The 14,957-nt window shown below is 35.4% G+C and carries 10 protein-coding genes; 4 read left to right on the forward strand and 6 right to left on the reverse strand.

Annotated features, from left to right (window positions below; all coding sequences use genetic code 11):
- Positions 1-19: 19 nt before the first annotated feature.
- From JR053_RS01660 to JR053_RS01670, 3 genes are all read right to left on the reverse strand, one after another.
- Positions 20-556, reverse strand: a complete 537-nt coding sequence (locus JR053_RS01660) for a hypothetical protein (protein WP_010402624.1) — start codon at positions 554-556, stop codon at positions 20-22.
- 132 nt (positions 557-688) lie between these two features.
- A complete protein-coding gene (locus JR053_RS01665; RefSeq protein ID WP_010402622.1) occupies positions 689-1,684 on the reverse strand; it encodes an NAD(P)H-dependent flavin oxidoreductase in 996 nt (331 codons plus the stop codon).
- Between the two features lie 5 nt (positions 1,685-1,689).
- Positions 1,690-2,211: a cytochrome b gene (locus JR053_RS01670; RefSeq protein WP_029237615.1), complete on the reverse strand. Its 522-nt coding sequence runs from the start codon at positions 2,209-2,211 to the stop codon at positions 1,690-1,692.
- 264 nt (positions 2,212-2,475) lie between these two features.
- On the opposite strand from JR053_RS01670, the gene JR053_RS01675 reads away from it, so the two are divergent.
- Positions 2,476-3,648 carry an NADH-quinone oxidoreductase subunit D gene (locus JR053_RS01675; RefSeq protein WP_010402617.1) on the forward strand — a complete coding sequence of 391 codons (1,173 nt, stop codon included), beginning with the start codon at positions 2,476-2,478 and terminating at the stop codon, positions 3,646-3,648.
- Positions 3,649-3,666: 18 nt separating this feature from the next.
- Here JR053_RS01675 and recJ read toward each other — a convergent pair whose 3' ends face one another.
- A complete protein-coding gene (recJ, locus tag JR053_RS01680) occupies positions 3,667-5,406 on the reverse strand; it encodes a single-stranded-DNA-specific exonuclease RecJ (protein ID WP_010402615.1) in 1,740 nt (579 codons plus the stop codon).
- Between the two features lie 666 nt (positions 5,407-6,072).
- Here recJ and miaB point away from each other — a divergent pair.
- Positions 6,073-7,395, forward strand: a complete 1,323-nt coding sequence (gene miaB / locus JR053_RS01685; RefSeq protein WP_010402603.1) for a tRNA (N6-isopentenyl adenosine(37)-C2)-methylthiotransferase MiaB — start codon at positions 6,073-6,075, stop codon at positions 7,393-7,395.
- Between the two features lie 64 nt (positions 7,396-7,459).
- Here miaB and JR053_RS01690 read toward each other — a convergent pair whose 3' ends face one another.
- A complete protein-coding gene (locus JR053_RS01690; RefSeq protein WP_010402600.1) occupies positions 7,460-7,693 on the reverse strand; it encodes a hypothetical protein in 234 nt (77 codons plus the stop codon).
- A gap of 138 nt (positions 7,694-7,831) precedes the next feature.
- Between JR053_RS01690 and ileS the strand changes: the two genes are divergently transcribed.
- Together ileS and JR053_RS01700 are read left to right on the forward strand one after the other, a co-directional pair.
- Positions 7,832-11,002 (forward strand): isoleucine--tRNA ligase, encoded by a 3,171-nt coding sequence (gene ileS / locus JR053_RS01695; protein WP_029237614.1) that lies wholly within the window; start codon positions 7,832-7,834, stop codon positions 11,000-11,002.
- Between the two features lie 44 nt (positions 11,003-11,046).
- A complete protein-coding gene (locus tag JR053_RS01700) occupies positions 11,047-13,812 on the forward strand; it encodes a hypothetical protein (protein ID WP_416603338.1) in 2,766 nt (921 codons plus the stop codon).
- A 35-nt stretch (positions 13,813-13,847) separates the two neighbouring features.
- Here the strand turns inward: JR053_RS01700 and JR053_RS01705 are convergent, their stop codons facing one another.
- Positions 13,848-14,936: an IS481 family transposase gene (locus JR053_RS01705; protein ID WP_416603176.1), complete on the reverse strand. Its 1,089-nt coding sequence runs from the start codon at positions 14,934-14,936 to the stop codon at positions 13,848-13,850.
- Positions 14,937-14,957 lie beyond the last annotated feature (21 nt).

The following is a 14,957-nucleotide window of genomic DNA, read 5'->3' on the forward strand; positions in this document are numbered from 1 at the left end:
GTCAGTTAATTCATGCCTGTCAGATCAAGTCTAAACTATTACAATTTTTGGGAATTTCAACTTCACCAGAAAGAATTTGTTTGTTAAATAGTTCCATAGTATTATTTTGTCTATTTGCTTGATTACTTCTAAGACTTTTCTGATTTTGAATAGTGCTACTAGAATGATCTTTATTGTTGCTCTTTTTAGTAATCTCTGAAATTATTTTTAATGTTTTCCCTCTTCTTGTTGGTGATCCTTGTGATTGTTCTATTTCATTCTTAAATACTGGAAGTCCGACTTCTGATCCCATTACTTCTTTTTCCAATTCTGGAAGAAATTTCTCGGTGTAATAATTATAATATTTTTCTTGCTCTCTCAGTAATTTTTCTAATTTAATTAATATGTTCGGATCAGCTCCTTTGTTGAACAACTCTATGCATTTTGCGATAGTTCCATCTCCCTTTTTTAGATTTCCATGATTATGTGTTTTTTTTGTGACCTTTTTGTATATAGCATTGTACAATTGTTGATTAATATCTTCACTCTTCTGATGTTTTGCAAAACGACTTAGCATAACATTTCTCCATACATAACAAAATGTATGAATACCTCTTTAGCGTTAATTTTACATTAAAACTGGGCAGTTATGCCTTATTGCGGATAATTATAGCAATTTGCTAACTATTTTCTTTGCTGATTACTGATTTTACATTTCAACATAATTGCTTGCCTGTTGAACTAACATATCTATCACTTCTTTTACAGGCTTTTCTCTATCAACCATGCCAACACTTTGACCGGCCATTAAAGATCCTGTTTCAACATCTCCATCAATTACTGCCCTTCTTAAAGCTCCAGCCCAGAACTTTTCTATTTCAAGCTGCCCATCTTCTTTTGAGATTTCTCCATTTTGATATTTATCAATAATGTCTCTTTGATGCTCCATAAAATCGTCACTTGCTTTGTTAACTATAGCCCTTACTGGAATTACAGGGAAATCAGCACTAATCTGCACAGAAGATACAGCATTACGCGCAGCTGATTTGATGAATACTTCTTTAAAATTTTTGTGAGCGATTGACTCATTCGTGCAGACAAATAATGTACCTATTTGACAGCCACTTGCTCCCATTTCTAGGTAGTTCACTATCATTTCGCCTCTTCCTATTCCACCTGCAACAAACACCGGTGTTTTCTCATTTTTAAAATGAGGTAATATCTCTTGTGCGAGAACAGAAGTGCTAACAGGACCGATATGTCCTCCTGCTTCCATACCTTCTATTATTAACGCATCTACTCCCATTTTTACTAACCTTTTCGCGAGGCTTAATGCTGGTGCAAAACACATAACTTCAATGCCCGCACTCTTGATTTTTTCTATATTAGGCTTCGTTGGTAGTCCACCGGCAAGCACTATATGGCTTACTTTCGTTTCAATGCACACATCTATCAACTCACTCAACTTTGGGTGCATAGTAATTAGATTTACACCAAATGGTTTGTTAGTTAATTTCTGTGTCTCTATGATTTCTTTTTTCAGTAAGTCTGGAAACATTGCACCGCAAGCAATCACGCCAAATCCACCAGCATTTGAGATTGCTGAAACCAAATTTCTCTCTGAAACCCAGCTCATAGCGCCACCCATTATGGCAAACTCACTACCGAGAAAATTTGTTCCTTTTTTCCAGAGGCTACTTAACATATAACCTATATCATACGTTTAAAAATGTTTTGTTTATCTATAAATGTGTGTTTTAAAGCACCAATTATATGCAAGGCTATAAAGAGTATCATAAAATATGCAAGTATCGAGTGTAACTGATTAGCTGCACTAGCTAGATCTTCATTATGGTTAATTAATAAAGGGATATGGAAAAAATATTTGATCTCTTTGCTAGAAGCAGAAGACATGACATAACCAGATAGTGGCATTAGCACCATCAAAGCATATAAACCAAAGTGTATCGTTTTGCTCGCATTGATTACAAATCGAGAAAAATTGGCTGGTAATGGCGGAACATAAGTAAAGACGCGAAAAAATATACGTACTATAATTAATCCAAGAACGGTGATACCACAAGCCTTATGAACAGCGTATATGCTGAATTTAATTTCATTGCTAATCGGCAAACTTTTCATGTACAGCCCAGAACAAAGCATGCCAATAATAAAAGCAGACATTAACCAATGAATGATCCTTAAACCTAAACTATATTTATTGTCTTTCATTAATTTTGATTACTCTAAAGTAGAATTTATATAGTAGAAAAACTATTTCTCAATCAAAATTATCTATACATAATTTCGCTGCCTTGATCAACATAAGTGCAATAATTGTATGTGACACATAAACATTGTCTATCAGATCATGAAGAAGTGGTGAAGTTTTTGAGAGTTTTTCTATTGTAACGATGAGTTATAGCTTGTACAAGAAGCCTATTGACTTTAAGCACATTTTACCCTATACAATTCCAATACCTTAAGCTACCAAGCATGCCTGATCTAAAGACAATGATGCTAAACTTTGGCCCTCAGCACCCAACTGCACACGGGGTGTTACGTCTTGTTTTAGAGATGGATGGTGAAGTGATCGAGAGGGCAGATCCCCACATTGGACTTTTGCATCGCGGCACTGAGAAGTTAATAGAACATAAAACATATCTTCAAGCTCTGCCTTACTTTGACCGCCTTGATTATGTGTCACCAATGTCACAAGAGCATGCATATTCGTTATGTGTAGAGAAATTATTGCAGTGCGAAGTTCCGATTAGGGCAAAATATTTGCGTGTTCTATTTTGTGAGCTGACAAGAATACTAAATCATTTACTAAATATCTCTTCCCAAGCACTTGATGTTGGGGCGATGACTCCTCTTTTATGGCTCTTTGAAGAGAGAGAAAAAATACTCGAGTTCTATGAAAGGGCCTCAGGTGCAAGATTTCACGCAGCTTATATAAGGCCAGGTGGACTTGCAGCAGATATCCCAGAAGGTTTGATTGAAGATATTGCAAAATTTATAGAGCAATTTCCAAAGTATATAGATGATGTTGATGAGCTTCTAACAGAAAATAGGATATGGAAGCAACGCACTGTAGGAATTAGTGAAATATCAATAAAACAGGCGCTTGATTGGGGCTTTAGTGGACCAATGCTCCGTGCTGCTGGACTTGCTTGGGACTTGCGAAAAAGCCAGCCATATGAGATATATGATCAGTTAGATTTTGGTATACCTATCGGCCAAAATGGTGACTGTTATGATCGTTATTTAGTAAGAATGGCAGAGATTAGGCAGTCTGTTAGCTTGGTGAAGCAATGCATAGAGAAAATGCCTGAAGGGCCAATAAAAACTGAAGATAGAAAGATCTCTCCACCGCCAAGAGCAGAAATGAAAGAATCTATGGAGGCTATGATTCATCATTTTAAGCTTTATTCAGAAGGATATCATGTGCCAGAAGGTGAGGCATATGTGGCTGTTGAAGCGCCAAAAGGTGAGTTTGGAGTATATATAGTTTCAGATGGTACCAATAGACCTTATAGATGTCGAATAAGAGCACCTGGCTTTGCGCATTTACAGGCCTTAGATTTCATGGCAAAAGGACACATGCTTGCTGACATTGCAGCAATTATCGGTTCACTCGACATAGTCTTTGGTGAGATTGATAGGTAATTATTTTAAAATAGTAACTTAACTAATGGTTAAGACATCTTCTATCATAAATTGTATAAATTCATTGCCATTCCAGTAATTCATAGAGATTTTACCCAAAATGGCTTTAACATTACCCTGCATAATAGCAGAGCCAAGCTCAGTATTTGCACAGCGAAACGCAATAGCTTTGACCATAACATTATCGTCAGCAATAAAACATTTTATATGGTCAACTCCTATAACTTCCGGCTTTCTTATCTTTGCCCCTTGAATGATGAATCTCGGTTCAGGATTGCCAACACCAAATGGCTCTAAGCGTTGCAATTGATTCCACAAGGATAAGTTTATTGCTTTAGCTGTTACTATGCCATCGGCTTTTATGATTTTGTCATTTGTAGAGTTTGCAAATCTTTCAGTAAAAAAATCATATAGATCACTTATTTTACCTTCCTCAATCGAAAATCCTGCTGCCATACTGTGACCACCACCTTCAATGATTAGGTTGGTAAATTTTGCAGAAAGAACCGCAGCGCCAATATCTATCCCAGAAATTGACCTGCAGCTTGCTTTTCCTATTCCATTGTTTAAAGATATCACTATCGTTGGTAAGTGAAACTGCTCTTTTAGTCTTGATGCAATGATACCAATTATTCCCTGGTGCCAATTACCACTTACCATTATAAAATTTACACCTAAGTGGGCAAAATTTTCCGCTTGTGTTGTAGCTTCCAAAATAGCCTCATTTTCTAGCATTTTTCTTGCATTATTCAAATCTATTAGTTTTAGCGCGATTGAATGTGCATCATCATCATCATCGGTGGAAAGCAACCTTGCACCGAGCGATGCTTCTCCAATTCTTCCTCCGGCATTTATACATGGCCCAATACTAAACCCTAATCGCGAAACACTTGGTTTTTCAAGGATTCCCAAAGCGTCAAACAAAACACGTAAGCCAACATTTTTTCTTGCTGACATAACTTTTAATCCTTGTAAAACAAAAGCCCTATTTAGGCCTGTAATCTGCATAACATCACAGACAGTTCCAAGAGCAACCAAATCCAGTAGATCAAATAAATCTGGTTCTTTTTTGTTGGTAAAAAATCCTTGCTCACGTAGGCTTCTGTTAAGAGCAACAATTAGCAGAAATGACACTCCAACTGCTGCTAAGTTATTATAAGGAGAGCTCTCATCAAGGCGGTTGGGATTAACAACTGCTACAGCACTTGGTAATTTTTCTGTTCCAAGGTGATGGTCGACAACTATAATATCAAGTCCAAAGACTTTTGCATCTTCTATTGGTTGATATGCAAGCGTACCGCAATCAACAGAAATACATAAATCAATACCATTCTTTTTAAGTTGTAATAAAGCATCTGTGTTCAATCCATAGCCCTCATCAACACGATCTGGAATATAGATTATAGAGTGTGTCCCAATCGCTCTTAGGTACCTATTAATCAATGCTGATGACGTTGCACCATCAACATCGTAATCACCATATATTGCAATATTCTCATTATTGTTTATTGCTTTTATTATGTGAGAAACAGCTTTCTCCATATCAAGGAGGTGAAAGGGATCTGGTAATAGCGATCTGATTAGTGGGTGTAAGAAGTCATGTGCATTTTCTATGTTAACACCACGAGCAACTAATATTCTTGCTAATATTTCTGGCAACTCAAATCTCTGTATAAGAGTAAAAATCTCCCTTTGATCTGCTTCTTGTAACTTCCACAGTGCATTTGTTATGCTGCATTTTTCAATATCAAGTAGCATATTTTTTGTAAATAAAACTACTTTACCAGAACTTTTACGCTTGTTCTATAATTGTGTTAGACTTCTGTATAACCTAAAGAAAGATATAGGAGAGTGTCACTCGAAAGGAATCACATTTATTTTGACAAAGAGCATCTGTAAAATCTGATACTTCTTCTTGCATAACATGCTCTTTAATTAGTATTATATCTATATTAGCATATAAGTGTGAATATTATATTAGTGTAATTACTTTTTGGTATACATAACAAATTTATGCCTGGAAACAGTTTTTGGTTACTCAAACCTTTTCTACCTTTATTTCATATTCTTTAAAGTATTTTTTGCACTTTCTTTATAAAAACCATAGGTACCAATCGGTTTTTAGCTTAAGAATAAAGGTTAAGTATCTGGAATTCTGGACATAAAATCCTCCTGAAAGATTAGAAAGAAAATGCAGCGCACATACAACAGAATTTGAACACGTGCTGAAGAAGATACACTACGTTTTTTGTTGAAAAATTGACTGAAAAGTCTGCAGACGAAGATAGATTTTTGAGCTCTTAAAATACCTCTACTGTTAGAGTAAGGAAAGCGAGAAGGTTTGTCAAGCAATCTTTATTGGCTGTTGTACTAGAATTCAGTTTTTCGTATAATTTGCTAGAATTTGTGTGAAGAATTTTAAATATGAAAGGCCTATATATTAAAACTTACGGCTGTCAGATGAACGTTTATGACTCCATTTTAATGGAGAATATAGTTAAGCCTTTAGGGTTCAACGTTGTTAGTGATGCAGAACAAGCTGATTTGGTGATATTAAATACTTGTCATATTAGAGAAAAGGCAGCAGAAAAGCTTTACTCAGAGCTTGGAAGAATCCATTCATCACAAAAAAATAAGGAAATGACCATAGTGGTGGCTGGATGTGTAGCGCAAGCAGAGGGAGAAGAAGTGTTCAGAAGGGCTCCTTTTGTTGATATTGTTGTTGGTCCGCAGAGTATCGCTGTTTTACCGGAGCTGATAGTCAAAGCAAGCAGAAGTAAAGGTCATGTAATAAATACTGATTTTCCAGAAGTTGCGAAGTTTGATAAATTGCCAGATGAATGCTATGGCAATAGCCAGGGGTCTTCTGCGTTTCTTGCCATACAAGAAGGTTGTGATAAATTTTGTACGTTTTGTGTGGTACCATATACACGCGGGGCTGAGTATTCACGACCAGTAAATGAAATATTCCGTGAAACATTGAAGTTAGTTGCAAATGGGGCAAGGGAAATCAATTTGCTCGGTCAAAATGTTAATGCTTATCATGGAGAGTGCGAAGGAGAGGTGTGGGATTTAGGAAAATTAATTAGTCACATTGCTAAAATTGAAAAGCTAGAAAGAATCCGCTACACAACTTCTCATCCAAGAGATATGCACGAATCTCTCTACTTGGTACATGCGGAGGAATCAAAACTCATGCCGTTTGTTCACCTACCTGTGCAGTCAGGTTCGAATAAAATATTGCATGCAATGAACAGGAAACACACTGCAGAGGAGTATTTGGAAATAATAGACAGATTTCGCAAATTGAAACCTGAAATCGAATTTTCTTCTGATTTTATTGTTGGTTTTCCTGGAGAAACTGAAAAAGATTTTGAGGAAACTATGAAGTTAGTAGAAAAAGTAAAGTACGCTCAGGCTTATAGTTTTAAATATAGCCCAAGGCCAGGAACGCCAGGGGCGGAAAGAAAAGATCAAGTACCAGAAGAGGTTAAAACAGAGCGTCTTCTTCGTTTACAGGAATTAATTAGCAAGCAACAACTTGAATTTAATCAGAGTATGATAGGAAAAACTATTCCTGTTCTATTCGGTGATAAAAAAGGTAAACACCAAAATCAAATTATTGGTAAAAGCCCATACATGCAATCAGTATGCGTTGATGATCCTGACGATAAATACAAAGATAAAATAGTAAATGTAAGGATATTGGAAGCTCGGCAAAATAGTTTGTTGGGATGCGCTGCCTAATTAGAGAAAAGTGCTCCCATGGTCTCATGTAGAAGCACTTTGTGTGTTTTTATAAGTTTATAAGCTATCTAGATTTAATCCTTAAAGGACTACAACTCTCTGTTACGCAATCATATGAGACTTGATATAATAGATTTGCGGGATTTTTTTTCTTTTCCCACTGATAGTGTACTTTTTCAACCTTTCCAGAATTATTATATTCATAAGAAAGCGATCTCCAAATAACGCTGCTTTTACTATTATTTTTGTTAGCATCGTGAAATTTCTGATAAGGCCAACTGTTATTGTCTTTATTCATCTTTAACTTAAGTAAATAAGTCTGATTTATTAATATGCTGTATAATAATGTCAACACCTATCAATGTTTATAGAAACAGAGTTTTTGGATTTGTAATTTTCTGGAAAGCTCTATATTCTTTGATTTTATCCAGTTAAAATGAATATGAAGTATTATCCTGATACAAGCAGCAGTCCTGATTTTTCATTGCTAGAAAAGGAAATCATAAAATTTTGGCAGGAAAATAAAATTTTTGAGCAGTCAGTCGAGAAACGTTCCAAGGATCATTGTTTTGTATTTTATGATGGGCCTCCGTTTGCAAATGGACTTCCGCATTACGGACACTTGCTTACTGGTTTTATAAAAGATGCATTTGCAAGATATCAAACTATGCTGCAAAAAAGGGTTGAACGCAGATTTGGTTGGGATTGCCATGGGCTACCGGCTGAGATGGGCGCGGAAAAGGAACTTAGAATATCTGGTAGAACTGAGATAGAGAAATTTGGCATTGAAAAATTCAATAATCATTGCCGTACTTCTGTGATGAAATTTTCATCAGAATGGGAGAAGTATGTAAATAGACAAGCAAGATGGGTAGATTTTCACAATGACTATAAGACTATGGATAAGTCATTCATGGAGTCGGTCATGTGGGCATTTAAGCAGCTTTATGATAAAGGTCTGGTGTATGAATCAATACGCGTTGTTCCCTATAGCTGGGCGTGCGAAACTCCACTCTCTAATTTTGAAACAAGGCTTGATAATGCATATAGAGAAAAAATTAGCAAAGCTGTAACTGTTGCTTTTGAACTTTTAGAAAATCCAAAGCAATTTAAACAAAAATGTAGATTACTTGCTTGGACTACAACGCCTTGGACGTTGCCGAGCAATCTTGCACTGGCAGTAGGGGAGGATATTGAGTATTGTATGGTGTTAGTAAATGGTGAAGTCTGCATCTTTGCTGAAAGTTATTTAGAGAAATTTGTCAGCCACTGTGAACAAAGCAATATTCAATATGAAAACTGTAATACAAAACTTAAAGCGAGTGATCTTGCAGGTCTTTCCTATAAACCACTGTTTGATTACTTTAAAGATACAAAGAATGCGTTCCGTGTTTTCATTGCTGATTATGTTACAGGAGAAGATGGTACTGGTGTTGTGCACACTGCTCCTGGATTTGGTGAAGAAGATTTTTACCTTTGCCAAAGCCATGATATTCGAGCTGTTTGTCCAGTTGATAACGCTGGAAAATTTACTACTGAAGTTTCAGATTTGGCAGGAGTTCATGTTTTTGATGCCAATGATACAGTAATCAAGAAATTAAAAAGGCAGGGGAGCTGGTTTAAAACTGAGCAATATATTCACAATTATCCACACTGCTGGAGAACTGACACTCCTTTAATCTACCGCACTATGCCTTCTTGGTATGTTGCTGTGACAAAGTTTAAGGGAAGAATGACAGAGCTAAATAAGAGAGTTAATTGGATGCCAAATCATATAAGAGATGGTCAATTTGGAAAATGGCTTGAAGGAGCGCACGACTGGTCTATTTCACGCAATCGATTCTGGGGTACTCCAATTCCTGTGTGGAAATCAGACGATGCAAAATATCCAAGAGTGGATGTGTATGGCTCAATAGCAGAACTAGAGCGAGACTTTAATGTTAAGATAGATGACTTGCACAGACCGTTTATCGATACTTTGACGAGACCAAATCCTGATGATCCAACAGGAAAATCAGTTATGCGTCGTGTGCCTGATGTGTTTGATTGTTGGTTTGAGTCTGGCTCGATGCCGTTCGCGCAAGTTCACTATCCGTTTGAAAATAAAGAATGGTTCGAGAAAAATTTCCCTGCGGATTTTATCACTGAATATATAGCACAAACAAGAGGATGGTTCTATACGCTTTTTGTGCTTTCCACTGCTTTATTTGACAGTGAGCCATTTAAGAACTGCATATGCCACGGTGTGGTTCTTGATGTGAAAGGGCAGAAATTATCCAAACGTCTGAATAATTATGCGGACCCAATGGAAGTGTTTGACAAATATGGTTCTGATGCGCTGCGTTTTCTTATGCTGTCTGGTTCCATTGTCTGCGGTGGTAATTTACTACTCGACAAAGAAGGAAATTTAGTGCGTGATGTTCTGAAAAACGTAATAAAACCTATTTGGAACAGTTATCACTTTTTTACTATGTATGCAAATGCAGATGGAATTAAAGCTGAGATTTGTAGGGATTATCAGAATACTATTGATTGCTACATGATTTCAAAATGTTTTGAAGCTGTGGAAGGTATGCGAGCTTCTATGAACAACTATAACTCTCAGGAAGCTTGCAAAATCTTGACAGATTTTTTTGAAGTGCTAAATAATTGGTATATTCGTCGCAGTCGCGAGCGTTTTTGGAAAAGTGACTTAGATCAAGATAAAACCGACGCTTATAATGTTCTATACACAGTTTTTTATTACATACTACGGGCTGCAGCTCCTTTGTTGCCACTTATAACAGAGACTATATGGCAGGGGCTGAAGTATAAGGAAACATCTGTTCATTTGGCTGATTTTCCACAATTAGATAGATATAATAGTGAACTCATTGCCAAGATGGATTTGGTAAGGGAAATATGTAATGCTGCACTCTCTATTAGAAACATGTTTAACATACGTATAAGGCAGCCACTTGGTAGCATGACTATTTATCATAAGTCTTCCTGCAATTTTCTTGAAGATGAATATCAAGAGATGGTAAGAGATGAGGTGAATGTAAAAGCACTAGAAATAGTAAGTGAATTGAAAGAGGTTGCATCACTAGAGTTAAAATTAAATTTTCCTGTGCTTGGAAGAAAAGTTCCAGACAAAATCAAGAAACTAGTTCAATACGTTAAGGAAGGAAAGTGGAAGCAAGTTGAAAACGAACAGATATTTTTGGGAGATGAAACAGAGAGCTATACTATGGAAAAAGGTGAATATGAACTATTATTAAAAGCAAACAGTGAATATTCTGCTGTGTTTGATAATAACAAAGGAGTTGTTATTCTAAATACTGAATTAAATAATGAACTAATTCTAGAAGGGCTGGCAAGAGATATTGTGAGGCTTATTCAAGAAACTAGAAAACAAGCTGATTTTCATATATCAGATAGAATTAGAGTAACAATAAAAACAGAAGATGAGAAAATTAAGGAAGCAATAAATACATGGGTTGAATATATAAAAGATCAGACCCTTGCCTTATCTTTGGACACTAATAAAGAGATCGAGGCCGATTTCTATTCTAAGGAATACCAAGGTTTGACAGTTGGTATTAAGTTAATAAAGTTGCAAAGTTAGTAATGTTTATGCTATACTTAAATTGCTTTAAGTAGGGTGGTGATATGAATCAAGTTGTTGCAGATGGTCATAGAGAAGTTATTGATTTAAATAACAATAGTGATGGTTTAGGTAAAGTAGAATCTATTTCCAATGTTGCTTTGGAAGAGGAAGAAGAGTTTTTTGATGCTATGGAAGATGTTTCTAATGTAGAAGAAGGGAATGATTTAGGTCTTGCTAATTCAGAAGAGGAAGAAGAGTTTTTTGATGCTGTAAGTAAGCAGGATTGGTTAATTAAACAAATAGCTGCTTTTAATGTTCCACTCAGTATATTTCATTATAAAGATTATAATTCTGAGTTTTTTACTTCCTGGTATAATATGTCAAGTGAAATATTTAAGGAAATAAACAGAGCTTGTCCAGAGAAGAAAGTATTAAATTTAGCTCTGTCAATTTTAATGCTTCCTTATATTGCTTTTACTGCACTGGGATTGGTCATATACAATAGATTGAGAATAAACAGTAAGACACAAGAAGGTGTAGGAGAAGATAAGACACAAAAGAGTGAGGCAAGTGTACCAAAAAGACTGGCATATGGCGTTCTTGCTGCAATAGCAATTTTTGTTAATGTGGCTGTGCTAACAGCCTTAGTTATTCCTGCAACAGTTGCTTTGGCTACTTTTTATCTTTTAAATAGAGAGTTAGTCCATTCTTTAGTTACTGTTCTTAAAATAAGTACGGGGCAGTATTCTAATAAGCACCAAAATATTGAGGTATCTTTTCATGAAACAGAAGTTCCTGAGCCAAGCATTGAATATGATATGGAAATAAAGTTTCCACCACAATTTAAACAATTACTTAAAGATTTATGCGAGAATGAAGATAATAAGTGGTTTAATGTGACACGAGATTCAGAGCATAATACCATACTAAAATTGTCAACTAACATCAATTTAAAAAATGGTCTTAAGCCCTTGCATAATGAAATTAAGAATGTGCTTGCAACTTCAATTCAAGAATTTGCAAAAACTATGGAAGAGCTGATGAAGCTAGAAAAGAAAGAGATTACATATGATAAACTGAAGGAATTGTTGAACGAATTCAGGCTGAAAGTTGTAGATAGTATAGGCCATCAATTGACAACTCATTTGATAGAAAATGCTTATCAAGTTGCCTTCATACAAGCAATTAAGTTTCAGCAAAATAGACGGGGAGAAGATTTTTCACTGGAGGATGAGCTAAAAAATACTTTAGTGAAACAGAAATTAGAAAGTCAAGGTAAGGAATTACCAAATGAGAAAGAGATGATAATAAAAGATCTGAGAGAAGCAGGAGCAAAAGTACCAGATATCTTAGAAGATAGTGAATTTCCTGTATTTAAAGCAGAATGGGAACGGCTTAAAGAAGAAGGGAAAATAGCTAAGAGGACAATCATTGATGTTTATAAAGAGAAGTATCGTGAAGAAACAGGAACAGCTCTAAATAGTGCTAAAAAAGAGATTGAGAATTTAAGAAAGGCAGGGCATGAAAGGTATCACAGTGTACGTCAAGAATTAGAAAAAATGTCTGATGATAAAGAGGGAAATAACTCAATAAATGATGATTTAAAAAGGAAATTAGAGGATCTTTTTAAGTTCGAGTATAATGATCAAGAAGTTGAGCAAAAGCTAATAAAATCAGTAATGAAAAAAGCAAAGGGTGAGTTAGGTCGATTAGGCATGCTTAGCTTAATAGATCAGTTTCAAAGTTTAGAAAAGAAGATAAAACATCATTCTAGCAAGAAAAGTTTAAAAGAAGCTTTAGATGAAGTGAATGATTTTATAGCAAAGATGTATTTAGAAATAACGAAACGTAAAACGCAAGATTTGTTTAAAAGTCAAGCAAAGGGTATAGAGAATTCATGTAAGCTGTTAGAGGAAAAGGAGCCGGATTTAGTACAGAGGATTAATGTGCACCGAGTGAAAATTGCAGAATGCTTAGATCAACCTATATCGTTAAGAGAAGTAATAGAAGAAAGTGAGGATTTAAATAAGTACTTAGAAGATGAGCGAAAGAGAAAAGGAGAAAAGCATCCAAGTACAAAATTAATAGAGAAGCACTTGCAAAATAACCAAGAAATTCTAAAAGCATTAAAACAGTTAGAATTAGAAAAAGAAGGATTGTTGATAAATAAAAAAACAAAAAATGATTATAGAGAAGAACTAGAATCTCGTGAAAAAATAAAATTTGCAATAATAGAAGATGATTTACTGAAAGCATTCAAGCATGAAACTTTTGATGAAGAAGAAATTAAGAAGTTATTAGAGGAAGCGGAACTTGAGTGCTACTTGGCAGAAAAGTGCATAAAAACTCCTATTATTAAAATAAAAAATAATATCAAACACTTTTGTCAAGATTTATTGTCTCCTCTAGTAGATAGATTAGCAAATCTTATAATAAATAATGTACCAAAAGATAATGAGAGTGGTTTGTGGAGGATTTGGAACTCTCTCAAAGTTGGTTTTAATTATAATGTGATTGGATGGTCAGCTACTGTAAACAAAGATAATAGCACAGAAGGGAAAGCATTGAGTGTGGCACATGATACTCATAAGGAAGTAGAGATATTTCTTCAACATTTTCAATCAAGTTATGAGGAAGTAGGAGTTTTTTTGGGTAATTTATTTTCTGATGATGGAACGACATTTAAAAATGATGTATGGCCTAAAGTAGAAGAGCATTTGCATGGAATGTGGGATAGGTTTTTCAAGGATATTGAATTCAAGATAGGGAATAAATTGGATGAAGTAAACGTGACACAGCAAAATCAGGAAACGGCGATTACGGCTTAATTGTAATAGTTTAGACTTGATCTGACAGGCATGAATTAACTGACAGAAGAATTAACAAAGTCAAAACCAAAATCAGCATCCTGTTTAATGCTATCAATATTTTTCTGATAAGCAATATGCATACTATCAAAAAAGGTTTGCATAGGAGTCTTACCATAGCAATATTTACCTGAATGCGGTCTAGATCTATTGTAAGAATGCACCCAATGGTCTACGTCTAACTGAAGTTCTGCCAAAGAGGTGTAAATTTTCTTTCTAAAGATAATATTGTAACATTCATCTTGCATAGTTCTGTGGAACCTTTCACATATGCCATTAGTCTGTGGAGAACGAGCTTTGGTTCGAGAATGATCAATATTTTCTACCCCTAAATATAGCTGGTAAGCGTGATTTTCAGGTCTGCCACAATACTCTGTACCACGATCCGTCAAAACACGTAGCAATGATACTTTCTGTTCATCAAAGAACGGTACTACCCTATCATTAAGAAGATCTGCAGCTGTGATAGCAGTCCTTTCTGTGTAAAGCTTAGCAAAAGCAACTCTGGAATAGGTATCAACAAAGGTTTGCTGGTAAATTCGTCCAATACCTTTGATATTACCAACATAATAACTGTCTTGGCTACCTAAGTATCCTGGATGCTCTGTTTCAATTTCTCCATGGGCCTCTTTTTCTTCCTTAGCCTTTTCTAGAGCTGTTATCTGTTCTTCTGTTAAAATGATACCATCCTGAGCTACTTTTGCTTCTAATGCCTTTAACCTCTTTTTAAAATTTTCAAGATCGTTTCTTTGCCACACTGATCTTATTCCACTTGCAGAGATGAGAATTCCTCTCTTTTTCAGTTCGTTTGCTGCTCTTTCTTGTCCGTATGCTGGAAACTCTATTGCTATTTCAACTACTGCTTTTTCTATATCCTCCGACACTCTATTTGCATACAATGGCTTGCTTTTGCTTATCTCGTGTAAAGCCTCTTCTCCTCCTGTTTCATACAGTTCTTTGAAGCGGTAAAATGTATCCCTTGAATATCCCATTACTTTACACGCCTGTGATACATTTCCTAATTGCTTTGCAAGTTCTAGCAATCCCAACTTTGGTTTTAGTATTTTTTCTTGTGTTGTATTCATATCTGACACTCCTTTAAAACT

Source organism: Wolbachia endosymbiont of Nasonia vitripennis, assembly GCF_048054115.1.
Lineage (GTDB): Bacteria > Pseudomonadota > Alphaproteobacteria > Rickettsiales > Anaplasmataceae > Wolbachia.